The organism is Nonomuraea sp. NPDC001699, from assembly GCF_053596455.1.
Map to the genome: position 1 here is coordinate 203956 of NZ_JBSFGF010000009.1, position 23910 is coordinate 227865.

The following is a 23910-nucleotide window of genomic DNA, read 5'->3' on the forward strand; positions in this document are numbered from 1 at the left end:
GTGGCCGAACAAGCGCCGGGAGTGCGCATCGACGGCCTGACGGTCGTCTACAAGACCCCCGCGGGCGAGTTGCCCGCCGTCCGGGACGTCACGCTGACGCTGGAGCCCGGCACGATCACCGGCATCGTCGGCGAGTCCGGCTCGGGCAAGTCCACGCTGGCGCTGTCGCTGCTCAACGCGGTGCAGCCGCCGGGCAGGATCGCCGCGGGCAGCGTCGAGATCGACGGCCTCGGCGACGTCACCGGTTTCGCCGGCGAGGAGCTGCGCAAGGCCCGCGGCCGGCACATCGGGTACGTCTTCCAGGCGGCCCAGAACTCGCTCAACCCGCTCAAGACGGTCGGCAAGCAGCTCCTCGACCTGGGCCGTTCGCACGGTGTGGAGGACCTGCCCGGCCTGGTCCGCGAGGCCAAGGAGCTGCTGGGCCGGATGGGCCTGGACGGCGCGCGCGTGCTCGACTCGCACCAGCACGAGCTGTCGGGCGGCATGCGGCAGCGGGTCGGCATCATGCTGGCGCTGGTGCTCAACGCCCACCTGGTGGTGCTCGACGAGCCGACGACCGCCCTGGACATGATCACCCAGGCGAACATCCTGAAGATCGTCCGCGAGGTGCACGCCGAGCGCGGCCTGACCACGCTGGTCATCACGCACGACATCGGCGTCGTGGCCGAGGTCGCCGACCGCCTGGTCGTCATGTACGGCGGCCGCCTGGTCGAGCAGGGCCCGACCCGCGAGGTGCTCGGCGCCCCCAGCCACCCCTACACCAAGGGGCTGATCAGGGCCATCCCGCGCCTCGTGGGCGACATCGCCGAGGCTCAGGCGCTGCCCGGCCGGCCGCCGACGCTGGCCACGGTGCCGAAGGAGGGCTGCGTGTTCAGGGAGCGCTGCGCGCTGCGCATGGACGTGTGCGACACCGTCGACCCGCAGGCCGCGGCACATGGATCGAGGGTCGTGGCCTGCCACGCCGTGACCGTGAAGGAGCACGCGTGATCACCGGGACCGGCATCGTCAAGACGTACAAGCAGCGCGGCAACGTGCTGGCCGGGCGGGAGGTGCGGGCGCTGCGCGGGGTGGACTTCACCATCCCCAAGGGCGGCGCGGCCTCCTTCATCGGCGAATCCGGTTGCGGCAAGACCACGCTGGGCCGGATCATCGCCGGGCTGGAGACCTACGACGAGGGCGAGATCGTCATCGGCGACGTGTCCATGTCGGGGCTCAAGCAGAAGAAGCGCCAGCCGTACTTCCGCAAGATCCAGATGATCCACCAGGACCCGTACTCGGCGCTCAACCCGACCCGGACCATCCACCAGACGCTGTACGCGCCGCTCAGCCTGCGGGCCGGGCAGACCGGACGGTCGAAGGAGTGGATCGAGGAGCGGGCCGCCGAGGTGCTGTCGATGGTGGGCCTCGACCCGGGCTCGGTGCTGGCCCGCTACCCGCACCAGCTCTCGGGCGGCATGCGGCAGCGGGTGGTCATCGCCCGCGCGCTGACCGTCGACCCGGAGATGCTGGTCGCCGACGAGGCCGTCTCGATGATCGACGTCTCGCTCCGGCTGGGCATCCTGGCGCTGCTGAAGGACCTGCGCGAGCGGCTGGGCGTGAGCGTGCTGTTCATCACCCACGACGTCGCCACCGCCCGCTACATCGGCGACGACGGCGAGCTCTACGTCATCTACCGCGGCCAGGTCGTCGAGCGCGGCCCGGTGGACACGGTCATCGCCGACCCGGTGCACCCGTACACGCAGTCGCTGCTGTCGGCCATCCCCGTGCTGCACGGCCTGGAGGAGCCCGGCGCGCAGCCGGTGTCGCCGCTGGAGTCGCTGGACGAGAGCAAGACCGACGAGGGCTGCCTGTTCGCCCGCCGCTGCCCCTTCCGCGGCGAGCGGTGCGCGGGCGAGCGGCCGCTGCTGCAGATCACCGAGGGCGTGCCGCAACAGCACGCGTGCTTCTACCCCGAGCGGCGCGACGTGATCGCGCGCCCGATGAGCGAGGTGTGATGTCGCCCACCGTCCGCGACGCGGACCTGGCCGAGGCCGCCCGGGTGGCCGAGGCCGCGCTGACGCTGGACGCCCCCGAGGCTCCCGACCTGGTCCGGCGCCTGGCCGAGCCACCGGCCGAGCGCCGCTGGACGGCGCTGGCGACCGACGGCGGGGTGGTGATGACGTCCGTCTCGTCGAAGGACCCCGAGGTCGGGCACGTCGACCTGCTGGCCGTGCATCCCTCGGCCCAGGGTCGCGGGCACGGGCGGGCGCTGGTGCGGGCGGCCGAGGAATGGCTGCGCGGGCACGGCGTGCGGCAGGCCCGCTTCGCCGGGAACCCGCCCTGCTACGCCTGGCCCGGCGTCGACGTGCGGTACACCGCCGCCGCCTGCCTGGCCGAGAGCCTCGGCTACGAGCGCTACCACGTCGCCTGGAACATGACCGCCGACCTGCGGGCCGACCTGTCCGTCGAGGACGACCTGCGGCGGCTGGAGCAGGCGGGGGTGACGGTCAGGGCGGCGGACGCCGACCGGTCGGCCGTGGCCGCGTTCGTCGAGGAGCACTGGAACGAGCGGTGGGCCTGGGAGGCGGCCAACGCGACCGGCCTGCACTACGCCGAGCGCGACGGGCGCGTCCTGGCCTTCGCCGCCTGGGGGGCCCGGCCGGCCTGGTTCGGCCCGATGGGCACCGCCCCGGACGCCCGCGGGCTGGGCCTCGGCGGGGTGCTGCTGCGCCGCTGCCTGGCCGACCAGCGGGCCGCCGGCCAGGAGAGCGCCCAGATCGGATGGGTGGGGCCGTTGCGGTTCTACTCGCGCGCCGTGGGCGCGCGAGCCGAACGCGTCTTCTGGCTCTATCGGCGCGATCTGGCCTGATGTCAGCTGTAGAGCAGATGTCCTTCGGGACGGCCGGGCGGCGGGCACAGCCCGCGCGGGTCGTCCCCGGCCTCCAGACAGCGCGTGAGCGCGTCGGAGCCCCACAGCAGGTCCAGGAAGAGGTCATCGCCCTTCCAGACCAGGTCGTCCGGGTAGAGGACGCGGGCCGTGTGCAGCATCGACAACCCGGTCAGCACCGGCCGGAAGGCCCGCGGGTCGTGCACGTGGAGCTGCACCCCGCGTACGGGGACGCCCGCGTGCTTGTGGAACGTCGGCGTGAACCAGGTGTCCCTGAACCGTACGCCCGGCAGGTCCAGCCCGTTCAGGACGGCCGCGTAGCGTTCGTCCGCGTACGGCGCCCCGACCAGTTCGAACGGCCGGGTGGTGCCGCGTCCCTCGGAGAAGTTCGTGCCCTCGAACAGCCCGGTGCCCGGGTAGACCAGCGCGGTGTCGGGGGTGGGCATGTTGACCGAGGGCATCACCCAGGGCAGGCCGGTCTCCGCCCAGCCCATGTCCCGCCGCCAGCCCTCCATCGTGACCACCCGCAGGTCGGCGTCGAAGCCGAACAGCGTGGCCAGCTCCCCCGCGGTCCTGCCGTGGCGCACGGGCAGCGGGAAGCGGCCCACGAAGCTGGCGAACGCCGGGTCCAGCAGCGGGCCCTCCTCGACGGTCCCGCCCAGGGGGTTGGGCCGGTCCAGCACCACGAACCGCAGGCCCAGCCGGGCGGCCGAGGCCAGCAGGTCGTACATGGTCCACACGAAGGTGTAGAAGCGGGTTCCCACGTCGGCGATGTCGAAGACCAGGGTGTCCACGCCGGAGGCGGAGACCACCCGGTCGAGGTCGTCGCCCGACAGCTCGTGGGTGTCGTGGACCGGCAGTCCCGTCCCGGGGTCCACCGCGTCCCGCTCGCTCGACCCCGCCTGGGCCGTGCCGCGCAGGCCGTGCTCGGGGCCGAACAGCGCGGTCAGCGGCACGCCCGCGGCCAGCAGGGCGTCGGTCGTGGGGGTCAGGTCGGGCAGGACGCCGGTGGGATTGGTGATCAGGCCGAGACGGGCGCCTCCGGCGAGCGCGGGGTCCGCGGCCAGCCGTTCGGCTCCGGTGCGTACGTATGACATGGATCCATTCTCTGAAAGATATTTACAACTGAGAAGTAAAGGGTGGAAATTAGCGTCATGATTGATCCGCTGCCCGAGCTGTCCACCGAGCAGAGCGATCCCCGCTACAGCCAGATCGACCGGCTGCCGACGGAGCAGATCGCCCGACTGATGAACCAGGCCGACGCCGGGGTTCCCGAGGCCGTGGCCGCGGCCGTCCCGGCCATCTCGGCGGCCATCGACGCGATCGCCGCCCGGATGGCCGAGGGAGGCAGGCTGCTGTACGTCGGCGCCGGCACCTCGGGACGGCTGGCCGTGCTCGACGCCAGCGAGTGCCCGCCCACGTTCGGCACCGACCCCTCGCTGGTGCAGGGCGTCATCGCGGGCGGGCACGAGGCGCTGACCCGGTCAGTCGAGGGCGCGGAGGACGACGCCGAGGCGGGCGCGGCGGCCATCAAGGACCTGGAGGTGGGCGCGCTCGACTCGGTGGTGGGCGTGTCGGCCAGCGGGCGGGCCCCGTTCGTGCTGGGCGCGCTGGCCGAGGCCGCCGGCCGGGGGGCGCTGACGGCCGCGCTGTCGTGCAACACGGGCGCGCCGCTGTCGGCCGCCGCCGAGCACGGGATCGAGGTCGTGGTGGGGCCCGAGGTGGTGGCGGGCTCGACCAGGCTCAAAGCGGGCACGGCGCAGAAGCTCGTGCTCAACATGATCTCGACGATCTCCATGGTCAGGCTGGGCCGGACCTACGGGAACAGGATGATCGAGATGTCGGCCATGAACAGCAAGCTCGCCTCCCGCGCGCTGCGTATGGTGAGCGAGATCACCGGGGCCGACGCCGCGACGGCGGGCGCGGCGCTGGAGGCGTCCGGCGGGCAGGCGAAGACGGCCGTGGTGATGATCCAGCACGGGCTGGACGCCGACGCCGCCCGCGCGCTGCTGGAGTCGCACGGAGAGCGGCTCAGCGACGCGCTCAGCGGCTGACGTCCGGGGCGGGACGCGCGAGGAGTCACAAGGACTCACAAGGTCCTCACGAGGACTCACGAGGGGGGAACGGGGATGTCGGACCGGCTGGAGCGGCTGCTGGCCGCCGCGGTGCCCGAGGTGTGCCCGGCGGCGGTCGCGCTGATCGCGGCCCACGGCACGGTGACCGCCGCCGCGGCGGCCGGCGAACTGGTCAGATACGCCGACGCCGAGCCGACCGGCTTCTCAGGCGGTGGGCCGGACGGCGTCTCGGACGGCGTCTCTGCAGGCGGGCAGGGCGGCGGGGGCGGTGAGCCGGGAAGGCTCGCCGCCGAGCGGCCGCCCGCGCGCCGGGACTCGGTGTTCGACCTGGCCTCGGTCAGCAAGCTGTGCACCACCGCGGTGGTGCTCTCGCTCACCGAGGAGGGCCTGCTCGACCTGGACGAGCCGGTCGCGGCGTGGATCCCCGGGGCCGACCCGCGGATCACGTTGCGCCGCCTGCTCACGCACACGGCGGGCCTGACCCCGACCCGCCGCGTCGACCTGGAACTGCCGCACGCCGCGCCGGACGAGCGCATGGCCGCGATGCTCACCACGCCGGTCACCGGCCCGGTCGGCGGCCCCTACCTCTACAGCGACGTCGGCATGGTGATGGCCGGCCGGATCGCCGAGCTGGCCGCGTCCGCCTCCCTCGACGCCCTGGTCCGCGCCCGGATCACGGACGTGCTCGGCCTCGCGGACACCGCCTACCGCCCGCTCCCCGGCCACGGACGCACCGAACGGGCGCCAGGCCAGGGGCAGCCCGAGCGGGGAGCCGCCCCCGGGATCCCGGTCGAGCGGGTCGCGGCGACCGAGTTCAAGCCCGAACGTCCCGGCCCCGGCTGCGTGCGCGGCGAGGTGCACGACGAGACGGCCCACGCCCTGGGCGGGGTGGCCGGGCACGCGGGCCTGTTCGCCCCGGCGGACGACCTGCTGGCCTTCGGGGAGGCTTTGCGGCTGGGCGGGGGCGCCATGCTGAGCCCGTCGAGCGTGGCCGAGATGACCCGCGACCAGGGGGCCGAGGGAGCCGCGTTCCGGCACGGGCTCGGCGTGCGGATCGGCGACCCCGGCATCGTGGGCCCGCTGAGCGGCGCGTACGGCCACTCCGGGTTCACCGGGACGTCGCTGGTGGTCGATCCGGCGCGCGGGCTGACCGTGGTGCTGCTGACCAACGCCGTCCACCCCGTGCGCGGGCGGCCCGGGATGCGCGAGCTGCGGTGCGCGGTGGCCGCCGAGGCGCTGCGGCACGTAGCGTGAGTGCATGCCCGTCCAGCTGAACCACACCATCGTCGCCGCCACCGACCGGGACGCCACGGCCGCCTTCCTGGTCGACGTCCTCGGCCTGGAGCCCGCGCCGGTCTACGGCCCGTTCCGCGTCGTGACGCTGGCCAACGACGTCTCGCTCGACGTGATGCAGGCGCCTGGGGAGGTGACTCCCCAGCACTACGCCTTCCTGGTCGGCGAGGAGGAGTTCGACCAGATCTGGGGCCGGATCAGGAGCCGGGGCCTGACGTTCTGGGCCGATCCCGGACACGGCAGGCCCGGCGAGATCAACACCCACGACGGCGGTCGCGGGCTCTACTGGTCGGCCCCCGACGGGCACAACCTGGAGATCATCACCGTCCCCTACGGCGGTTAGGGCGCCAGCGCCTCCAGGGCCTCCTCGGCGCGGCGCATCGCCTCCCGCGCGTCGGCGGTGACGAACTCCTGGTCGAAGTTGAGGTCGTGGAAGACGTCCGTGACGCCCGCGGCGGCCAGGGCGTCCACGTCCCGCCGGATCTGCTCGTACGTGCCGGTCAGCGGCCGGCGTCCGTCCTCGGGGCCCTCCGGCCGCACCTGCGTGACGCCGCGGCACACGAAGCGGAACGCGGCCGCGTCCCGCCCGGCGCCGGCGATCGTCTCCTTGATCAGCCCGATCCGGCCCGCGACCGCCGACAGGTCCTCCCTGCTGGAGCTGATCCAGCCGTCGGCCAGCCGCCCGGCCCGGCGCAGCGCGACCTCGGCGGTGCCGCCGAGCAGCACCTGCGGCGGGCCGGGCGCCGGTTTGGGGTCGATGTACGAGGCCGGCACCCGGTAGAACTCGCCGTCGTGCTCGACGACGTCGTCCGCCCACGCCTTGTGCAGCAGCTCGACGAACTCCTCACCCCTGCGCCCGCGCCGCTCCATGCCGATGCCGGCGGCCTCGAACTCCTCGGGCACCCAGCCGAGCCCGATCCCGGCGCTCAGCCGGCCGCCGGAGACGGTCTGCAGGGTGGCGAGCTGCTTGGCCAGCACGACCGGCTGCACGTAGGCGTTGATCACGGCCACGCCGAGCCGGATCGTCCCGGTCACGCCGGACAGGTGCGCCAGGGTGATCAGCGGGTCGTGGACGCTCCGGTAGGTCGGCCCCATGGGATGCCCGACCGGGTAGAGCAGGCGCTGGAACGTCCAGAGCTCGTGGTAGCCCAGCTCCTCGGCCCGCGCGGCGACGCGACGCATGTTCTCCGGCGTGGCCCACGGCCCTGACTGGGGTACGGCGAAACCGATTCTCATGCCCCCTAGTCTGTACGAGTGGGTCTAGAGGAGGAGCTTGCGGGTATCGCCGCGGCGTACGGCGGCACGGGCGAACCCGTGCGACACCAGACGCGCACCGACGTGGTCGTGTTACGGATGGGCGAGGTGGTGGTCAAGGCCCACTCGGCCCGCGACGAGGTGGAGCCGCTGCGCGCCCGTCTCAGGGCCGCCGCCGCGGCCGCGGTCAACGGCGTGCTGCTGGCCCCGCTGGAGGGCGAGGTGCTGACGGCGGCGGGCCGCGCGGTCACCGTCTGGCCGGCCGGCCGGCCGGTCCCCCACGACGATCCCGGGTCCGCCCCCTGGGAGGAGGGCGCGCGGCTGCTGGCCCGGCTGCACGCCGTCCCCCTGACGCTGGTGCCGCCGATGCCGCCCGCCGGAGGCCCGGCGCGGGCCGCCCGCGCGGTGTCCAGGATGAGCGGGGACGGCCCGGTCGAGCAGCTGGTCAGGCACGCGTTCAAGGAGCTGCCGGAGCCCGTCCCCGTGCCGGGCCTGCTCACGCACGGCGACTGGCACCTGGGCCAGCTCGTCTGCCGCGACCGGTGGCTGCTCATCGACGTCGACGACCTGGGCGTCGGCGACCCGGCCTGGGACCTGGCGCGACCGGCCGCCTGGTACGCGGCGGGCCTGCTCGAACCGGCCGTCTGGGAGCGGTTCCTCGGCGCCTACCTGGCCTCCGGCGGCCCCGCGCTCGGCCAGGGCGACGATCCCTGGCAACGGCTCGACCTGCCGGCCAGGGCGCTGACCGTGCAGCTGGCCGCCGTGGCCGTCCTCAACGCCGAGCGCGAGAACCGGGAACTGGACGAGGTCGAGCATTCGTTAATCGAATCGTGCAGCAGAATCGTCAGAGCGTGACGGGGGCCGCACGCGGTAGGTTTCAGCCTGAGACCCCGGATCCAAGGAGAGCGACTTAGATGCAGTGCCCGAAGTGCCGCGGCAACATGCGGACCTATGAGCGCAATGGCGTCCACATCGAGCAGTGCGACAACTGCCGTGGGATCTTCCTCGACTTCGGCGAGCTGGAGACCCTGACGCGCATGGAGTCGCAGTACCACTCCGCTCCCCCGCCTCCCGCCCCCGGGCCGGCCTGGGGCGCTCCCCACCACGGCGGCGGCCACCACTACGGCCACCACCGTCAGCGCAGCTGGGTGGGCATGCTGTTCTCGACCTGATCGCCCCGACAGGCGGAAAAGGGCCGCGCTTTCGCGCGGCCCTTTCGCGTGTTCCGCCCCTGTCGGCGGGTCAGCTCGGGAAGTCGTCGGGGTTGACGGTCGCGGTGCGGGCGTTGCCGCCGGTGATGGCGTGCAGGGTGACTCTCCAGTCGTGCCAGAGGATCTGGGTGGCGGTGACCGTGGTCTTGAACTTCACCGACTTCTGGAAACGCTCGAAGCTGCACTGACGGGTGAAGGACTTGCTCTTGCCGTCCCAGTCCACGCCGTGGGTGAAATAGATCTTGTACGTGCCGTCGGGCACGCCCCTGACCTTGAACTTGGCCCTCTTGCGCACATACACGCTGAACGTCTTGCTGCCGCCCCTGACCACCGTGACGACGGCGTCGCGGCTGCCGCCGTTGTCGACCTCCAGGGAGCTGCGTCCGCCGAGGGAGGCCCTGCGGATGAACGCGCCGTTCTTCAGCCGCCTGTTCTGCTTGCCGCCGGCCTTGACGGTGACGATGTCGGCCGGGTAGTCGCCGGCGCTCTGCAGGGCCTCGCCCGCCTTGTTCAGGGCGGTGAGCTTGGTGCCGAGGTCGCTCAGCACGGCCGAGGAGGTGCACAGCTCGCGGCTGCCGACCTTGCCCGCCGTGGAGCCGAGCTCGGTGGCGAAGTCGCGCAGGCTGGTGACGTACGCGTCGTGCTGGGCCTGTACGTCCGCGGGCGGGCTGATCGCGGACAGGGCGTCGGCGGCGCCGCTCAGCGCCTGCTCGGCCTTGTCCACGCGCTGGTTGAGCGACTGGACCCCGCGCGCGCCGGCCAGTCCGTTGATCGCGCCGAGCATCGCCTTGTGCCTGTTGTCGAGCTCGCCCTTGTACGCCTCCGGCGTCAGGGCGCTGACACTGGGACCGGCCCCCGAGGTGGGGTCGCCGCCGGGAGATCCGCCCTTGCCGTCCGCCACGCCGCTGACCTTCGGCTCACCGCCGGTCAGCGGTGGGGGCGAGGAGCAGGCGGCGAGCGTCACCGTCGCCAGGGCGAGAACGCAGGAGATCAACCGGGGTGAAGCCACCCGCCACACTATTGCCCGGTTGATCCCCAAACGTCAATTACGATTCGGCCAGACCCTCATCCCGATCCTGTCGCAGCCACCGGGTGATCCCCAGCGTCTCCAGGAACGGCACGTCGTGGCTGGCCACGATGAGCGCGCCCCGATAGGCCGCCAGCGCCTGGGACAGCTGCCGCACGCTGGACATGTCCAGGTTGTTGGTCGGCTCGTCCAGCAGGAGCAGCTGCGGCGGCGGATCGGCCGACAGCAGGGCGGCCAGGGTCGCGCGGAAACGCTCGCCGCCCGAGAGCGTGCCCACCGGCTGGTCGGCCCGCCCGCCGCGGAACAGGAAGCGGGCCAGCCGGGCGCGCACCTCGTTGACCGAGGCCGCCGGAGCCACGGCCCGGACGTTGTCCACCACGCTCAGGGCGTCGTCGAGCACGTCGAGCCGCTGCGGCAGGTACCGTACCGGGACGTGCGCGCCGTGCTCGACGATCCTTCCGAGCAGGGTCGTCTTGCCCGATCCGTTGGGCCCGAGGAGCGCGATGCGTTCCGGCCCCCGGATCACCAGCCGGTCGAGCGCCTTGAGCCCTTCGCCTCCGGCTGAGGTGGCCGGGGGGTCGAGGGGCAGCGTCAGGAGCGTCCGGCCGGCCGGGACGGCGGTGCCGGGCAGCTCGACGCGGATCTCGGCGTCGTCCCGCACGGCCTGCTCGGCCTCGGTGAGCCTTCCCCTGGCCTCCTCCAGCCGCTCCTGGTGCAGCGCGCGGTGCTTGCCCGCCGACACCTGGGCCTTCATCTTGAGCCCACCGGCCACGATCTTGGGCACCTTCTTGTTCTCGAACGCCTTCCTCGCGTTGCGCCTGCGCCGGTCGAGCTTGGTCCTGGCCTCGATCAGCTCGCGCTGCTGCCGCCGTACCTCGCCCTCGGCGGTCCTGACCGTGCGCTCGGCCGCCTCCTGCTCGGCGGCGACCTGCTCCTCGTAGTCGCTCAGGTTGCCGCCGTACAGGTGGACGGCGGCGTCGCGGAGCTCGGCGATCTGGTCGACGAGGCCGAGCAGCGCCCGGTCATGGCTGACCACGACCAGCACCCCCGGGTACGCCGAGACCGCGGCGTAGAGCCGCCGCCGGGCGTCCAGGTCGAGGTTGTTGGTGGGCTCGTCGAGCAGCAGCACGGCGGGGCGCTTGAGGATCTGCGCGGCCAGCGCGACCATGACGGCCTCGCCGCCCGACAGCGTCGCCACCGTGCGGTCGAGCCCGACGTGGCCGAGCCCGAGCCGGTCGAGCTCGGCGCGCGCGCGTTCCTCGACGTCCCAGTCGTCCCCGATGACGGTGAAGTGCTCCTCGGCGACGTCGCCGCTCTCGACGGCGTGCAGCGCGGCCCGCTTCCCGCTGATCTCCAGCAGGTCGGACACGGTACGGCTGCCTTCGAGCGGCACGTTCTGCGGCAGGTACCCCACCTCGCCGGTGACCGAGACGGAACCCGAGCCCGGGGTCAGCTCGCCGGCGATGATCTTGAGCAGGGTGGACTTGCCCGACCCGTTCGTCCCGATGAGCCCGGTACGTCCGGTGGGGAAGGCGGCGTCGAGGCCGTCGAGCACCATGGTCCCGTCGGGCCAGCCGAAGGACACGTGATCGACGACAATGGAAAAAGACATCAGGCGGCTCCCATCACAAAACCCGAAATTTCGTGACTTGGCGGGAACACCGCTGCGCGCGCGACAACCAGGCAGCCAAAGCTGGGAAGACTGGGGCGAAGAGGTCGCCGAGGTCGCCGAGGTCGAGGTGTGCGCGCGACAGAGCCCGTGACCGGGCGGATAGGCGCGGTGCCCGCGGCCTCAGATCCTCACGTCAACTGCCCCCATGGGTCGGCGATACGACCCGGACATACTACCCACTTCACGCCGAACGGGCAACGCCCCGCGCCCGATGGGCCGCCACGTTGACCCGGTTCGCGCAGGTCAGCGAACAGAACCGGCGGCGGCCGTTGCGCGAGGTGTCCACGTAGACGGTCGCACACCCCGTCCGGTCGCAGCGCCCGAGCCGCCGCCCGTCGGAGAAGCACACGGCCATGGCCAGCCCGCCCGCGGTGGTGTCCTTGGCCCTGGAGACGATGTCGGCCTCGGTGGAGAAGAAGTGCAGGTGGGGCTCCAGGCCGTCGTGGGTGCTGATGTGCGGCTTGGAGGCGGTGATCTCCAGGAGCTCGTTGATCAGCGCGACCTGGACGCCCAGGTCGGGCTCGCCGAAGACGGGGGCCAGCCGGCGCGCCCAGGCGGCCAGCTCGGCGGCCTGGGCAGGGGTGACGTCCGTGCGCCACATGGCGTTGGCGGTGAGCGTCTCCCGCACGGCGGCCGGGCTGAAGTCGTCCGCGTTGACGAGGGCCGCCGCGAGCTCGGCGCCGTTGCCGCCGTAAGTGTTGAAATGCACAAGGCCATTACATCAGGTTGGAGTCATGCATCACGGAGAGCCGCACGACCCCTTCGCCCTGACCCTCGTCTCCTCGCACCGCACCTCCGAGGGCCTGGTCTCCTATCTGCGCTGCGCCTGCGGCGCGTGGGAGGTGCGCACGTCCCGGACGGTCGCCTGCGCCGGCCCGCCCCCGGTCGGCGGCAGGTCGATCACGGGCATCGACTGACCCGGCGCACTCGTCCTAGAGTCGGCGGCACACCCCTCAGGAGGTCAGGCATGTCCAGCATTCCCTCCCTGCTGCGCGACCGGATCGCGGCCACCCCCGACGCCGAGGCCTACCGGGTGCCGTCGGGCGACGCGTGGACGTCCCTGTCGTGGCGCGAGGTCGGCGAGCGGGTCCGCGGGCTGGCACTGGGGCTGTCCGGGCTCGGCGCCGGGCCCGGCAGGCGCGTGTCGATCCTCTGCTCGACCAGGCTCGAATGGATCCTCGCCGACCTGGCCGTGCTCTCCACGGGCGCGGCCACCACCACGATCTACCCGTCCAACACGGCCGCCGAGTGCGCCTTCGTCATCACCGACTCCGGCAGCACGATCGTCATCGCCGAGAACGACGAGCAGGTGGCCAAGCTCAGGTCCGTGCAGAAGGAGCTGCCCGACGTCACCGGCGTGGTCGTCGTCGACGGCTCGGCGAGCGACGACGGCTGGGTGGTCACCCTCGACTCGGTCAGCCGCGGCGAGGGCGACTACGACGCCCTGGTGGACGCCATCGCCCAGGACGACCTGGCCACGCTCATCTACACCTCCGGCACCACCGGACGTCCCAAGGGCGTCGAGCTCACCCACGACAACTGGCTGTTCGCGGCCGGCTCGGTCCGCGAGATCGACCTCATCTCCCCCGGCGACCTGCACTTCCTGTGGCTGCCGCTGTCCCACTCGTTCGGCAAGCTGCTGGAGGTCGTGATGATCGACATCGGCGTGCCCACCGCGATCGACGGCCGTCTCGACCGCATCGCCGACAACCTCGGCGCGCTGCGGCCGACCGTGATGGCCGCGGCGCCGCGCATCTTCGAGAAGATCCACAACACGGTCGTCGCCACCGTGCGCCGCGAGGGCGGGATCAAGCTGCGGATCTTCGAGTGGGCAAGGGAGACCGGCATCAGGGTCAGCAGGGCGCAGCAGCGGGAGGCGTCCGTCCCGCTCACCACCCGGGTCGAGCACGCGCTGGCCGACCGGCTGGTCTTCGCCAAGCTGCGGGCGCGCTTCGGCGGCCGGATCCGCTTCTTCATCTCCGGGGCCGCGCCCCTGTCACGGGACGTGGCCGAGTTCTTCGATGGCGCCGGCCTGACGATCCTGGAGGGGTACGGCCTGACCGAGTCGTCGGCGGGCAGCTTCCTCAACCGTCCCGAATCGGTGCGGTTCGGGACGGTCGGCCCGCCACTGCCCGGCACCGAGGTCCGCGTCGCGGACGACGGCGAGATCCTCATCGGCGGGCGCGGCGTGATGCGCGGCTACCACGGCCTGCCCCGGGAGACGTCGGAGGCGCTGGAGGACGGCTGGCTGCGCACCGGCGACATCGGCGAGCTGGACGAGGCCGGGCGGCTGCTGATCACCGACCGCAAGAAGGAGCTGATCAAGACCTCGGGCGGCAAGTACGTCGCGCCCACCTACCTGGAGGGCCGGGTCAAGGCCGCCTGCCCGTTCGCCTCGCACGTGTTCGTGCACGGCGACCGCCGCAACTACGTGACGGCGCTCGTCACCCTCGACATGGACGTCGTGCGCCCGTGGGCCGAGGCCGAGTCGCTGCCGGCCGACCCCGAGGCGCTGTGCGGGCACCCGCGCATGCGCGAGGAGGTCGGCAGGGCGATCGAACAGGTCAACGCCGACCAGGCCAGTTACTCCACGATCAAGAAGTTCGCGATCCTGGCCGACGACTTCACCGTGGAGACGGGCGAGCTGACGGCCAGCCTGAAGATCAGGCGCAAGGCCGTCGAGGAACGCCACGCCGACCTCCTCGACGGCTTCTACACCGACTGACGACGACGCACTTCTCGACGCACTTCTCGACGCACTTCTCGACGGGCTTCCTGGCGCACTTCTCGACGGGCTTCCTGGCGGCTTCTACGCCGGCTGACGACGGCGAGTTCCCGGGCGGCGGCGACGGGCCCCTCGCCGCCGCCGTCCCGTCACTGGCCGGAGGGCTTGCGGAACTGCTCGATCAGGGCCGTGTAGCCCTGGTCTCCGTGGCCCGCCGCGACGGCCCGGCCGGCCAGGGCCCTGATGAAGCGCGGCAGCTCGGCGTCCACGCCGTGCGACTCGCTCTCGTGGACCAGGTGGTCCATGGCGGCCACATGGGTGTCGAGGGTCGAGTCGGTGGCCGGGTGGGCGCCCTCGTCGATCTGCCGGGCGTAGTCGGCCAGCCAGCCGGCCACGGTCTCGACGCCGTTCTTCGCCACCGGGGCGAACGCCGCCGCCTCCACCCCGGCGGCCCCGAGCAGCGCGACGCCCTGGAGGAAGCCGTTCAGGATGTTCCACATCAGGCTCAGCACGCCGACGTCGTAGAGCGCCGACAGGCCGTGGTCCGCGCCGAGGTACGTCGTCGCGCCGCCGAGGCTGCGCAGGGCCGGTTCGTGCGGGTCGAAGGCCGAACGCGGGCCGCTGTAGAGGAGGGCGGCCTCCGGGCTCCCGACGGCGGCGGGGGTGGTCATGATCGCGCCGTCGAGGTAGGCGCCGCCGTGCCGGGCGACCCACCCGGCCGTGTCGCGGGCCTCGGCGGAGGTGCCCGAGGTGAGGTTGACCAGCACCCGGCCCTCCAGGACGTCGGCCAGCGGGTCGAGGACCTCGCGCACGGCGTCGTACCCGGTCAGGCAGACGACCACGAGCGGGGCGGCGGCCACGGCCTCCCTGGCCGAACCGGCCCGGACGGCCCCGCGCTCGACGAGCCGGTCGGCCCTGGCCGCCGTACGGTTCCACACGGTCGTCGGCCGCCCGTCGCGCAGGAAGGCCCCGGCCAGCGCCTCCCCCATCAGGCCCAGGCCCACGACGGTCACGGGGGTACGGCGATCCTTCGTCATCACAGTCGCTCTCCCAAAAGAGGTTGTTCAGCAGCTATGGGAGAATCGTCAACGTTCAGACCGGTATGAAGGTCAAGGGGGACGGCCATGCTGATCGGGGACCTGAGCCGGCGGACCGGGGTCCGCCCCCACCAGCTGCGCTATTACGAGGCCCAGGGCCTGCTGGAGCCCAACCGCCGCGCCAGCGGCTACCGCGAGTACGACGACGAGGCCGTGCTGACCGTCGCCCAGATCAGGAAGCTGCTCGACGCCGGGCTGTCGACCGACGAGATCGCGTACCTGCTGCCCTGCGTCACGGGCCCCGACCCCGACCTCGTGCCCTGCCCCGAGCTGCTGGACACCCTGCGTGCCCGGCTGCGCGGCCTCGACGAGCAGATCGACACGCTCGCCCGCTCCCGCCGCGCCCTGCGCGGCTACCTGGAGACCACCGAACGGCACGCGCCTGCCGAACGGCGCGCGCCGGCCTGATCACCTGCCGGGAAGGGCGGTCAGCAGGACAGGTTGCCTCCGGGGGCGACGCCGAGGATCTGGGTGAAGCGCTGGTAGGCGTTGACCCGGCTCTGGACCTGGCCCGGGTTGCCGCCGTTGCACTCCAGGCTGCCGTTGATGCTGCGGATGGTCTCGCCGAACCCGCGGCCGTTGACCATGGCGTTGTGCGGGGTCATGGTGCCGGGGCCGTTCTGGGTCATCCAGTACCACAGCGCGGTCTTCCAGGCCACGGACGCGTTCCGTTCCACCTGCCAGGGGTCGTTCAGCAGGTTGATGCCGAGGGCGTCGCCGGCCGCCTTGTAGTTGAAGTTCCAGCTCAGCTGGATGGGCCCGCGGCCGTAGTAGGCGGCCTGCCCGGCCGGGCAGCCGTAGGGCTGGCTCGTGTCGCAGTAGTGCGGGTAGTTCGCGGTGTTCTGCTCGACGATGTAGACCAGCCCGCCGGTCTCGTGGTTGACGTTGGCGAGGAAGGCGGCGGCCTCCTGTTTCCTGACGGTATCGGAGCCGGTCCCGGCGAAGGCGGGGAAGGCGGCGATCGCCGTGGTCAGGCCGCTGTAGCTGTAGAAGGAGTTACGGCTGGGGAACATCTGGTCGAACTGCGCCTGGCTCACCACGAAGCCTCCCGGGGTCGGCGGGTCGGTCGGCGGGTCGGTCGGGCCGCCGCCACCGCAGGCGCCCTTGTCCGCCCAGACCTCCGCGGTGCCGGGGGTCTCGTTCAGGGTCCACCACCGGGCCGACCAGTTGTGCCCGCCGCGGGACACCAGCGCGCCGCCGTTGTAGACCGTCGCGGCGTTCCACGCCGTCGCGCAGGCCGCCGCCCCGGCCGGCGAGGCCGTCACGACGACCGAGAGGACGCCCGCCACCAGCAGCGCGGCGGCGGACAGCGTCAGGCTCCGTCGCACCCGATCACTTCCCTTCACGGAATCCCTTAGGAAAGTTTCCTAAGAGTTAGCGCGATGGTGACACGCCGCCGGTGACCCGGCAAGGCCCAAAGTCAAGCCCGGAGAGTCAGAGGATCCGCCTGGCCCCCGGCACCGACCGGACCGCGTACGCCAGCGCCCAGCACAACGGCAGCGACACCGCCACCACCAGGGCGAACTTGACGACCGCCGCCGCGTGCAGCTCCCGTACCGCCCAGGCCACGGCCACCAGCACCAGCGGATGGATGACGTAGACCGCGTAGGCGTGCTCGGACAGGAACCTGCCGCGCGCCCCCTGCCCGGCGAACCGCTCCCGGAACAGCACCGCCAGCCCGACGATCATGCCGACCGCGACCACGGACTCCCACAGGGCCATGGCCGCCGACGCCACCAGGCCCGTGGTCAGGCTCGACACCGGGAGCAGCACCAGGCTCGCCACGCCCGTGACGGCGAACCCGGCGCGGGCGGCCCGCCTGGGCAGCGCCTCGAACCAGCCGCGCCGGAAGGCGACCACGCCGGCCGCGAACATGGCCGCGTACTGCGGCAGGAAGTAGGGCGTGGGCAGCCCCAGCACCGGCACGTACGTGCCCTGCGGCACCGGCACGCGCCACAGGACCGTGACGGCCGCCAGCCCCAGGGTGAACAGCACGACCCCCTTGAGGCTCGGCGCGCCGGCTCCCCGCCCGTCGGACCTGCCCGCACGCCGCCACCACGCGTAGAGCAGCGCGAAGACGATCAGCACCTCGACGAACCACATCGGCCCCGGGTCCCACGAGACGAGGTACCACTTCCAGAACGGCATGCCGTGGTCCCCGAGCGTCAGCAGCGGCCGCAGCAGCACGACGAAGATCAGCAGCGGCACCCCGAGCCGGACCAGCCGGTCACGGACGAACGCCCGCCCGCCCTTGCGGTCGTGGGAGCCGGGGGTGAAGAAGCCGGAGATGAGGAAGAAGAACCCCATGAAGAACGCCTGGTTGAAGACCACCAGGAGGTCGAGCGCCACCCCGGAGGGGTCGGTGGCCGGTTCGCTGTAGTACCAGATCGGGATGTTGCCGTACGTGACGGCGACGTGATAGACGACCACCAGCGCGGTCAGTGACACGCGCAGGTTGTCGATCGCGACAAGCCTGGTGCCGGTCTCGGTCCTCATCGCCTGCATGCCCTCTCGAACAGGTCGGCCAGCTCCGCGGCGTGCGCGTCGAGGTCGTGGTCGGGGTTCGCCACCCAGTAGGCGAACATGTTGTCGATGGCGGAGGAGTGGGTGATGGCCATGACCCGCCGGTCGAAGTCGCGGAACTCGCCGGTGGTCTGGCCGTAGGCGTAGATCTGCTCCATCGCCTGGTAGAGCTCCTCGTTGGCCTTGACGCCGTAACGTGGCTCCCCGTCGGCGGTGCGCAGGTTGTAGAAGATCTCGCCGAGCGCCTTGAGCCGCGTGCGGTGGTCGCGCATGTGCTCGGCGACCGCGAGGATGTGCGTCCGCAACATCGCGGTGGGGCCTTCGACGCCCTCGATGCGCGCCATGACGTGCGCGGCGATCTCGCCGTAGACGCTGTTGACCACCTCCTCCATCAGCTCTTCCTTGCCGGTGAAGTGGTAGGAGATGACGCCCTTGCTGATGCCCGCGTGCTGGGCGATGCGCGCCAGCGACGCCTGGGCGAAGCCGACGTCGGCGATCACCTCCACGGCTGAGGCGATGATCTGCGCCCGCCTGGCCTCCTCGATGAACGAGCGCGCCTTCTGGCCGCCCGGCTGATTTTCTGACCGCATGGCCAAAACCTAGCACACACGGCCAGAATCGCGATGCACACGGCCCTCAAGACGGCCCTCAAGACGAGCCTCAAGGCAGGCGGCGTCAGGGCGGACGGCGTCAGGGCGGACGGCGTCAGGGCGGACGGCGTCAGGGCGGACGGCGTCAGGACAGGCGGGCCCGGTAGACCTCTCTGGCCTGGTCCAGCAGGGCGACGTGGTCGGCGAGCTGGGCGGGGTCGGTCAGGCGGGCGTGGGACCTGATCAGCTCCTCCAGCAGGTCCAGCCACTCCAGGCACCAGCGCACGTCGTCCCGCCGGGCGACCCGGCGGCCGGCCATGTCCACGTAGACGGGGCTGGTGAGGGCGTAGCCGGTGCCGGTCATGGTGCGCACGTGCGGGTGGCACACGACCTCGGCCACCACGTACGTCGGCTCGTCCACACGAAGGTCGGCCGTCACGGTCAGCCGCTGATCGCCGTCCGGGCGGTGTTCGACGTCCGGGAGCCGGTCGACGTCCGGGAGGCGTTCCGCGCCCGCGCGCACGCCTTCGGCCGTACGGATGCGCACCGCGGCCACCTCCGGGCCGATCGCGGTGGCGGTGACGCGGACATGGTCGCCGGGGCGGGCGTCGATGACGTGGCCGGGGCCGTGCCCGTCCACCGCCAGCTCCAGCCAGGGGCCGGTGGTGGCGAACGTGCGGCCCGCCCGTACCGCGTCGGCGAACGCGCGGGCGGTCAGCTCGCCCTCCACCCGGGCGTAGACGCGGGCCCAGCCGGGCGGGTTGGACTGGTTGTCCGACCGCGTGAAGGAGATCATCGAGTCGGTCCCGGCGGTGACGGCGAGCCGGTTGCCCGCGCCGATCAGCCGCCGGTAGACGGCCGCCGTGGACGCGATCGAGGCGTGGGTGAGCACGTCGAGACTGTCCACCAGGCCGAGCGCGGCGTCGGCGACCAGCTCGCGGGCGGCGCAGTTGCGCGGCACCGGCGAGACGACGGCCTTGGGCGGATCGCCGTCGGCGAGCGGCGTGGCGAAGGGATGGCTGTAGCCGAGGACCGCGCCGAGGCCGCGCAGCTCCCGCAGCCCCTCGGCGTTCGGCGGCCAGTCGGCGTCCCCGGCGAACCCGGTGTGGAAGCGGCCGGGCGCGCGCTCCGGGGCGAAGGCGTAGACGTGGCCGAGCAGGTCGTTGCGGTACTCGACGCCCATCCGGGCCAGGTGGGTGGCGTCTGACCAGGGCAGGTCCTTCCCCGCCCAGTGGTCGAGGGCCTCCCGGTCGTAGACGCGCGGCCCGGAGACGTTCCCGGCGAGCAGGTTGAGCACGTGCAGGTCCTCGCCGTGCTGGGCGGCGGCCGCGTCGGCGGGCAGGCCCACCAGGTCGCCGGCCCAGTTGAGGTGGACGTGCAGGTCGCCGCCGTACCAGCCGCGGGCGGCGGCGTCGTAGAGCCGCTTCGGGGAGAGCCGGACCACGCGTTCCCCGCCCGGGTCCGGGGTGATCTCCAAGGCGGACTCGGCGTACTCCATGCCCCTGGTGACGGTGATCGTCAGCGGCTCGGCCGGGACGTCGAGGGTGAGGCCGTCACCGTGGAAGTACGGCCTGCCGTGGTAGTCGTGGCGGCTCGGGACGCCCGGCGGGTACCAGCCGCGGCCGTCCGCCGAGGCGACGCTCCACCGGCACGGCTCCCCCGCCACCAGGGTGAGCCGGGCGGCCGGCACCTGGCGGAGCAGGGGTTCCAGCCGGACGCGCCGCCCGTCGACCGTGATCACGCTGTCGGCGTCGACCTCGACCAGCCAGGCGCCGCGGGGAGCCAGCTCGCGGTGCGCGTCGTCCACGGTGACCGGGCAGGGGGCGTCGCGGGCGGAGTCGACGAGCAGGAAGATCCCCTCCTCACCACGCCCGGCCCGACCGCCGCCGGTCACGGCGAACGCCTTCGCGGGCTGGGGGACGTCTGTCACCGCGGCCGCCTCTGCAGGGTGACCGCCGCCGGTCACGGCGGACGCCTTCGCGGGCTGCGGGGGGTCGGTCACGGAGGCGACCGGTACCTGGCCCACCCAGCGCGGGCCCGTGCCGGGGGTGCCCGGGGTCAGGATCGTTCTCGGGGCACCCCGCAGCTCGATCCCGTCCGGGCCGATCCGCAGCGCGGTGAGGTGCGGTGGCAGCTCGCCGCCCAGGGTGTCGCGCAGCACCCGGTCGTAGTCGGGCTCGGCGAGGTGGGCGGCCAGCCGGTCGATCGGCTGTCCCCGGTGCAGGCGTGCGACCTCCTCGAAGGCCAGGCGCCAGAACGTACCGAACAACGAGGGCGGCAGCACCCTGCGCCTGGCGAAGAACTTCACGTAGTGGATCTCCGGCTCACCCCAGGTGATGCCGTGCTCGGCCAGCAGACGACCGTACTCCTCCAGGGCCCCCGCGACCGTTTCGGGCAGCATCGGTTCCGCACACATCTGCGCTTCTCCCCACGTCGGTTGCGCGACATCGTGGCATGTCCCGCTCAGGCCGTCGGATCGGCGATGACGCTGCGGATACTGATATTTCTCCCGCGGGCGCAAGTCTGTTCCTCCGGGGTGCAGACTCCCGGCGACCACCACAGGGGTCCGACCGCCACCGAGGGGCGGCGCCGCCAGATGTCAGGGCCGCCAGATGTCAGGGCCGCCGCCGAGGGGCCGGCCGCCGGGGCGGGTCAGGGCCGTTTGAACACCGACAGCAGGCGGTCGGCGGCGAGCGACGGGGTCAGTTCCCCCGCCAGCACCTCCCGCTCGACCTCCGCCCTGATCGCCGCCACCTCGGGGTCGTGGCGCAGCTCGGCGAGCAGGCGGTCGCGGACCAGCGTCCAGGTCCACTGGACCTGCTGGCTGCGGCGCTTGGCGGGCAGGTCGAGCGAGTCCTGATGGGCCAGGATCCGCCGCCACAGCTCCTCCAGACCGTCCCCGGTGAGCCCGCTGCAGGTCAGGACGGGCGGCGGCCCCGAACGCGGGTCCGAGCGCAACATGCGCAGCGCCCCGGCCAGCTCCCTGGCCGCCTTCCTGGCCGCGAGCTCGTGCTCGCCGTCGGCCTTGTTGACCGCGATCACGTCGGCCAGCTCCAGCACGCCCTTCTTGATCCCCTGGAGCTGGTCACCGGTACGGGCCAGCGTGAGCAGCAGAAACGTGTCCACCATGTCGGCCACGGCGGTCTCCGACTGCCCGACCCCGACGGTCTCGACCAGCACCACGTCGAACCCGGCCGCCTCCACCACGACCATGGCCTCCCTGGTCGCCTTCGTCACGCCGCCGAGCGTGCCGGAGGTCGGCGACGGGCGGATGAACGCGGCGGGGTCGGCCGACAGCCTGGCCATCCGGGTCTTGTCGCCGAGGATGCTGCCGCCCGTCCGGGTCGAGGACGGATCGACGGCCAGGACGGCCACCCGGTGCCCCTGGCCGGTGAGGTACGTGCCGAGCGCGTCGATGAACGTGGACTTCCCCACACCGGGCACGCCCGAGACGCCGATCCGGCGGGCCCGGCCGGACAGCGGGGTGAGCTCGACGAGCAGCCGCTGGGCCAGCGCCATGTGGTCCGGCCTGGTCGACTCGACCAGGGTGATCGCGCGGGCGATCCACGTACGGGAGCCTGCCCGTACGCCTTCGGCGTAGTCCTCCAGCGAGCGCACCCGGTTGGCTCCTTTCTTCGCTCTGATCAGCCTAACTTCTGACAAGTCCCGACATTTGCCAGTAAGGTGCTGGAGTTCTGATCACAGCCGTCACAGGAGTCACTCCCCTCATGCCCAACGTCGAACCCCTCCGCGAGGGCGACCCGGCAGCGGTGGGACCCTACCGGCTGGCCGGGCGGCTCGGCGCGGGCGGCCATGGTGTCGTCTACCTCGCGCGCGGGCGCGACGGCGGTCCGGTGGCCGTCAAGGTGCTCGCCGAGGGCGTCACCGCGGGTGAGCCGTTCGTCAGGGAGGTCACCGCCGCGCACGCCCTGGAGCCGTCCTGCGTCGCGAGGGTGCTCGACGCCTCGGCCCGGGGGCGGCCGTACATCGTGACCGAGTACGTGGACGGGCCCTCCCTGCAGGAGACCGGCGCGCTGCGCGGCGCGGACGAGCTGCGGCGGCTGGCGGCGGCGACCGCCACGGCGCTGGCCGCCGCGCACCGGGCGGGCGTCGCGCACCGCGACTTCAAGCCGGCCAACGTGCTGCTCGGGTCGGACGGGCCGCGGGTGACCGACTTCGGCGTCTCGGCGGCGTTCGGGACGGGGGTGAGCGCGACCGGCAACATCACCGGGACGCCCGCGTACATGGCGCCCGAGCAGCTCTCCGGGCGGGAGGCGGGCGCGCCGGCGGACGTGTTCGCGTGGGCGTCGGTGATCGTGTTCGCGGCGACGGGGACGCCGCCGTTCGGCGACGACTCGCTGCCCGCCGTGATCAACCGCATCCTGCACGACGAGCCCCGCACCGGCGACCTGCCCCAGCCGCTGCTCGGCGTGGTCCTCGCCTGCCTGGCCAAGGATCCGGACCGCCGTCCGGCCATGGGCGACGTCCTCCGCCACCTGCTCGGCGGCCCACAGGACACCTCCCCCTCACCGCCTCGCCCGGCGCCGTCCGGGACGCCGGACACCTCCCCCTCACCGTCCCGCCCGGCGCGGTCCGGCCCGCAGGACGCCTTCCCCCCGCCGTCCCGCCCGGCGCCGTCCGGGACGCCGGACGCCGCGTCGGGGACCACCGGCCTGCGCCTGGTCGCGGGCACCCCGCCCCACCCCCACGGCGGAACGCCGCACCCGGAACCCCTGCCCCAGCCGGGCCCCGCCCCCGAGGCCCGGCCAACCCCCCTGGCGGCCCCCGCGCCCTACGACGGTCCGACCCCGCAGGCGCCCGCGCCCCACGTCGGACAGACCGCGCAGGCGCCCGTGCCCGACGCCGGTCCGGCCCACCACGCGCCCGCGCCCGACGTCACTTCGGCCCACCACACGCCCGCGCCCGACGTCAGTTCGGCCCCCCGGACCCCCCAGCCCAAGGTCAGGGTGCGGCGGCGGGTGAAGACGGCGGTGGTGGCCGGGGTCTCCGGGGTGACCGTGCTGGTACTGGCGGGCGCGATCGTGTGGCTCACACCTTCGACGCCCACGCCCAAGGCCACCCACGTGACGGACGTCACCGGCGCCCCCACACCCGCCTCCACCCCCACCCCCAAGCGGCGCCCTCAGCACACCCGCACGCCCGGCCCCGGGCCCGGCGCGGAGAGCACGCCCAGCACGACCCCCACGACCAGCCGCCTCACCCTGGCCTCCCTGCGCCCGTCCGGCGGCACGAGGAACGGCGACTGCTGGGACGGCGCGGTACGGCTCCAGGCCGCCGTGACCAGAACCGGCGACCCCGTCACCCTCCGGTACGCCTGGATCGTCGACGGCACGGTCACCGCCCGCTCATCGGCCACGGTCGCCGAGTCCGGCCCCCGGTACCTGACCTCGCCGACCGCCGTGACGGGCTCGGGCTCCCACAGCGTCACGCTCCGGATCACCGCGCCCGTCGCCCGCCAGCGCACCGTCGCCGTCACCGTCTGCGACGACACCACCGGCTGACGCCCGCCCAGCCCTCCGACGCCCGCCAAGGCCCCCGGCCGTACGTCGCCGGAAG

General features: G+C 72.9%; 23 protein-coding genes. 12 read left to right on the forward strand and 11 right to left on the reverse strand.

The annotated features are described in order from the left end of the window. From ACWCSU_RS27395 to ACWCSU_RS27405, 3 genes are read left to right on the forward strand one after another with little or no spacing between them, the layout of a single operon-like run. Positions 1–987, forward strand: a complete 987-nt coding sequence (locus tag ACWCSU_RS27395; protein WP_357695701.1) for an ABC transporter ATP-binding protein — start codon at positions 1–3, stop codon at positions 985–987. Then, positions 984–1994 (forward strand): ABC transporter ATP-binding protein, encoded by a 1011-nt coding sequence (locus ACWCSU_RS27400; RefSeq protein ID WP_357695699.1) that lies wholly within the window; start codon positions 984–986, stop codon positions 1992–1994. The genes ACWCSU_RS27395 and ACWCSU_RS27400 overlap by 4 nt, the downstream gene beginning before the upstream one ends. After that, complete coding sequence (locus tag ACWCSU_RS27405) at positions 1994–2848, forward strand: GNAT family N-acetyltransferase (protein WP_357695697.1); 855 nt, start codon at positions 1994–1996, stop codon at positions 2846–2848. The genes ACWCSU_RS27400 and ACWCSU_RS27405 overlap by 1 nt, the downstream gene beginning before the upstream one ends. A 2-nt stretch (positions 2849–2850) precedes the next feature. Here ACWCSU_RS27405 and ACWCSU_RS27410 read toward each other — a convergent pair whose 3' ends face one another. Next, positions 2851–3963, reverse strand: coding sequence for an exo-beta-N-acetylmuramidase NamZ family protein (locus tag ACWCSU_RS27410; RefSeq protein WP_449938657.1), 1113 nt, complete (start codon positions 3961–3963; stop codon positions 2851–2853). 57 nt (positions 3964–4020) lie between these two features. Between ACWCSU_RS27410 and murQ the strand changes: the two genes are divergently transcribed. The 3 genes from murQ (at position 4021) to ACWCSU_RS27425 (ending at position 6577) form a co-directional block, all read left to right on the forward strand. Beyond that, on the forward strand, positions 4021–4920 hold the full coding sequence (murQ, locus tag ACWCSU_RS27415) for an N-acetylmuramic acid 6-phosphate etherase (RefSeq protein WP_357695693.1): 900 nt from the start codon (positions 4021–4023) through the stop codon (positions 4918–4920). 75 nt (positions 4921–4995) lie between these two features. Then, a complete protein-coding gene (locus ACWCSU_RS27420) occupies positions 4996–6195 on the forward strand; it encodes a serine hydrolase domain-containing protein (protein ID WP_449938658.1) in 1200 nt (399 codons plus the stop codon). Positions 6196–6199: 4 nt separating this feature from the next. After that, positions 6200–6577, forward strand: coding sequence for a VOC family protein (locus ACWCSU_RS27425; RefSeq protein ID WP_357695689.1), 378 nt, complete (start codon positions 6200–6202; stop codon positions 6575–6577). Here the strand turns inward: ACWCSU_RS27425 and ACWCSU_RS27430 are convergent. Continuing rightward, positions 6574–7470 carry a TIGR03619 family F420-dependent LLM class oxidoreductase gene (locus ACWCSU_RS27430; RefSeq protein ID WP_449938659.1) on the reverse strand — a complete coding sequence of 299 codons (897 nt, stop codon included), beginning with the start codon at positions 7468–7470 and terminating at the stop codon, positions 6574–6576. The genes ACWCSU_RS27425 and ACWCSU_RS27430 overlap by 4 nt on opposite strands. A gap of 18 nt (positions 7471–7488) precedes the next feature. Here ACWCSU_RS27430 and ACWCSU_RS27435 point away from each other — a divergent pair, with 18 nt between their 5' ends. Further along, positions 7489–8343, forward strand: coding sequence for a phosphotransferase (locus tag ACWCSU_RS27435; protein WP_364094706.1), 855 nt, complete (start codon positions 7489–7491; stop codon positions 8341–8343). Positions 8344–8402: 59 nt separating this feature from the next. Then, positions 8403–8660, forward strand: coding sequence for a TFIIB-type zinc ribbon-containing protein (locus ACWCSU_RS27440; RefSeq protein WP_357695683.1), 258 nt, complete (start codon positions 8403–8405; stop codon positions 8658–8660). 70 nt (positions 8661–8730) lie between these two features. Here the strand turns inward: ACWCSU_RS27440 and ACWCSU_RS27445 are convergent, their stop codons facing one another. From ACWCSU_RS27445 to ACWCSU_RS27455, 3 genes are all read right to left on the reverse strand, one after another. Further along, a complete protein-coding gene (locus ACWCSU_RS27445) occupies positions 8731–9708 on the reverse strand; it encodes a hypothetical protein (RefSeq protein WP_357695681.1) in 978 nt (325 codons plus the stop codon). A gap of 37 nt (positions 9709–9745) precedes the next feature. Continuing rightward, on the reverse strand, positions 9746–11338 hold the full coding sequence (locus ACWCSU_RS27450; protein ID WP_449938661.1) for an ABC-F family ATP-binding cassette domain-containing protein: 1593 nt from the start codon (positions 11336–11338) through the stop codon (positions 9746–9748). Positions 11339–11579: 241 nt separating this feature from the next. Then, entirely contained in the window at positions 11580–12107 is a 528-nt protein-coding gene (locus ACWCSU_RS27455) for a CGNR zinc finger domain-containing protein (RefSeq protein ID WP_357695677.1), read from the reverse strand. Between the two features lie 25 nt (positions 12108–12132). Between ACWCSU_RS27455 and ACWCSU_RS27460 the strand changes: the two genes are divergently transcribed. Both ACWCSU_RS27460 and ACWCSU_RS27465 read left to right on the forward strand, forming a co-directional pair. Further along, a complete protein-coding gene (locus tag ACWCSU_RS27460) occupies positions 12133–12315 on the forward strand; it encodes a hypothetical protein (RefSeq protein WP_357695674.1) in 183 nt (60 codons plus the stop codon). A gap of 50 nt (positions 12316–12365) precedes the next feature. Continuing rightward, the gene (locus ACWCSU_RS27465) at positions 12366–14123 is read left to right on the forward strand and encodes an AMP-dependent synthetase/ligase (protein WP_449938663.1); all 1758 of its coding nucleotides are present in this window, start codon (positions 12366–12368) and stop codon (positions 14121–14123) included. Positions 14124–14272: 149 nt separating this feature from the next. Here the strand turns inward: ACWCSU_RS27465 and ACWCSU_RS27470 are convergent, their stop codons facing one another. After that, positions 14273–15160 carry an NAD(P)-dependent oxidoreductase gene (locus ACWCSU_RS27470; RefSeq protein ID WP_449938664.1) on the reverse strand — a complete coding sequence of 296 codons (888 nt, stop codon included), beginning with the start codon at positions 15158–15160 and terminating at the stop codon, positions 14273–14275. Between the two features lie 87 nt (positions 15161–15247). Here ACWCSU_RS27470 and ACWCSU_RS27475 point away from each other — a divergent pair, with 87 nt between their 5' ends. Next, positions 15248–15628 (forward strand): MerR family transcriptional regulator, encoded by a 381-nt coding sequence (locus tag ACWCSU_RS27475; RefSeq protein WP_449938666.1) that lies wholly within the window; start codon positions 15248–15250, stop codon positions 15626–15628. 20 nt (positions 15629–15648) lie between these two features. Here the strand turns inward: ACWCSU_RS27475 and ACWCSU_RS27480 are convergent, their stop codons facing one another. The 5 genes from ACWCSU_RS27480 to meaB all read right to left on the reverse strand — a co-directional run bounded on the left by ACWCSU_RS27480 (position 15649) and on the right by meaB (position 21951). Next, complete coding sequence (locus ACWCSU_RS27480; protein ID WP_364094723.1) at positions 15649–16548, reverse strand: glycoside hydrolase family 19 protein; 900 nt, start codon at positions 16546–16548, stop codon at positions 15649–15651. A gap of 106 nt (positions 16549–16654) precedes the next feature. Continuing rightward, a complete protein-coding gene (locus tag ACWCSU_RS27485) occupies positions 16655–17716 on the reverse strand; it encodes an acyltransferase family protein (RefSeq protein ID WP_449938668.1) in 1062 nt (353 codons plus the stop codon). Next, complete coding sequence (locus ACWCSU_RS27490; protein ID WP_397042529.1) at positions 17713–18333, reverse strand: TetR/AcrR family transcriptional regulator; 621 nt, start codon at positions 18331–18333, stop codon at positions 17713–17715. Before ACWCSU_RS27490 ends, ACWCSU_RS27485 begins: the two co-directional genes overlap by 4 nt. 145 nt (positions 18334–18478) lie before the next feature. Further along, the gene (locus ACWCSU_RS27495) at positions 18479–20749 is read right to left on the reverse strand and encodes a CehA/McbA family metallohydrolase (RefSeq protein WP_449938670.1); all 2271 of its coding nucleotides are present in this window, start codon (positions 20747–20749) and stop codon (positions 18479–18481) included. Between the two features lie 236 nt (positions 20750–20985). Next, positions 20986–21951, reverse strand: a complete 966-nt coding sequence (gene meaB, locus ACWCSU_RS27500) for a methylmalonyl Co-A mutase-associated GTPase MeaB (RefSeq protein ID WP_364094735.1) — start codon at positions 21949–21951, stop codon at positions 20986–20988. Positions 21952–22061: 110 nt separating this feature from the next. On the opposite strand from meaB, the gene ACWCSU_RS27505 reads away from it, so the two are divergent. After that, positions 22062–23855: a protein kinase domain-containing protein gene (locus tag ACWCSU_RS27505; RefSeq protein ID WP_449938673.1), complete on the forward strand. Its 1794-nt coding sequence runs from the start codon at positions 22062–22064 to the stop codon at positions 23853–23855. Positions 23856–23910: the final 55 nt, after the last annotated feature.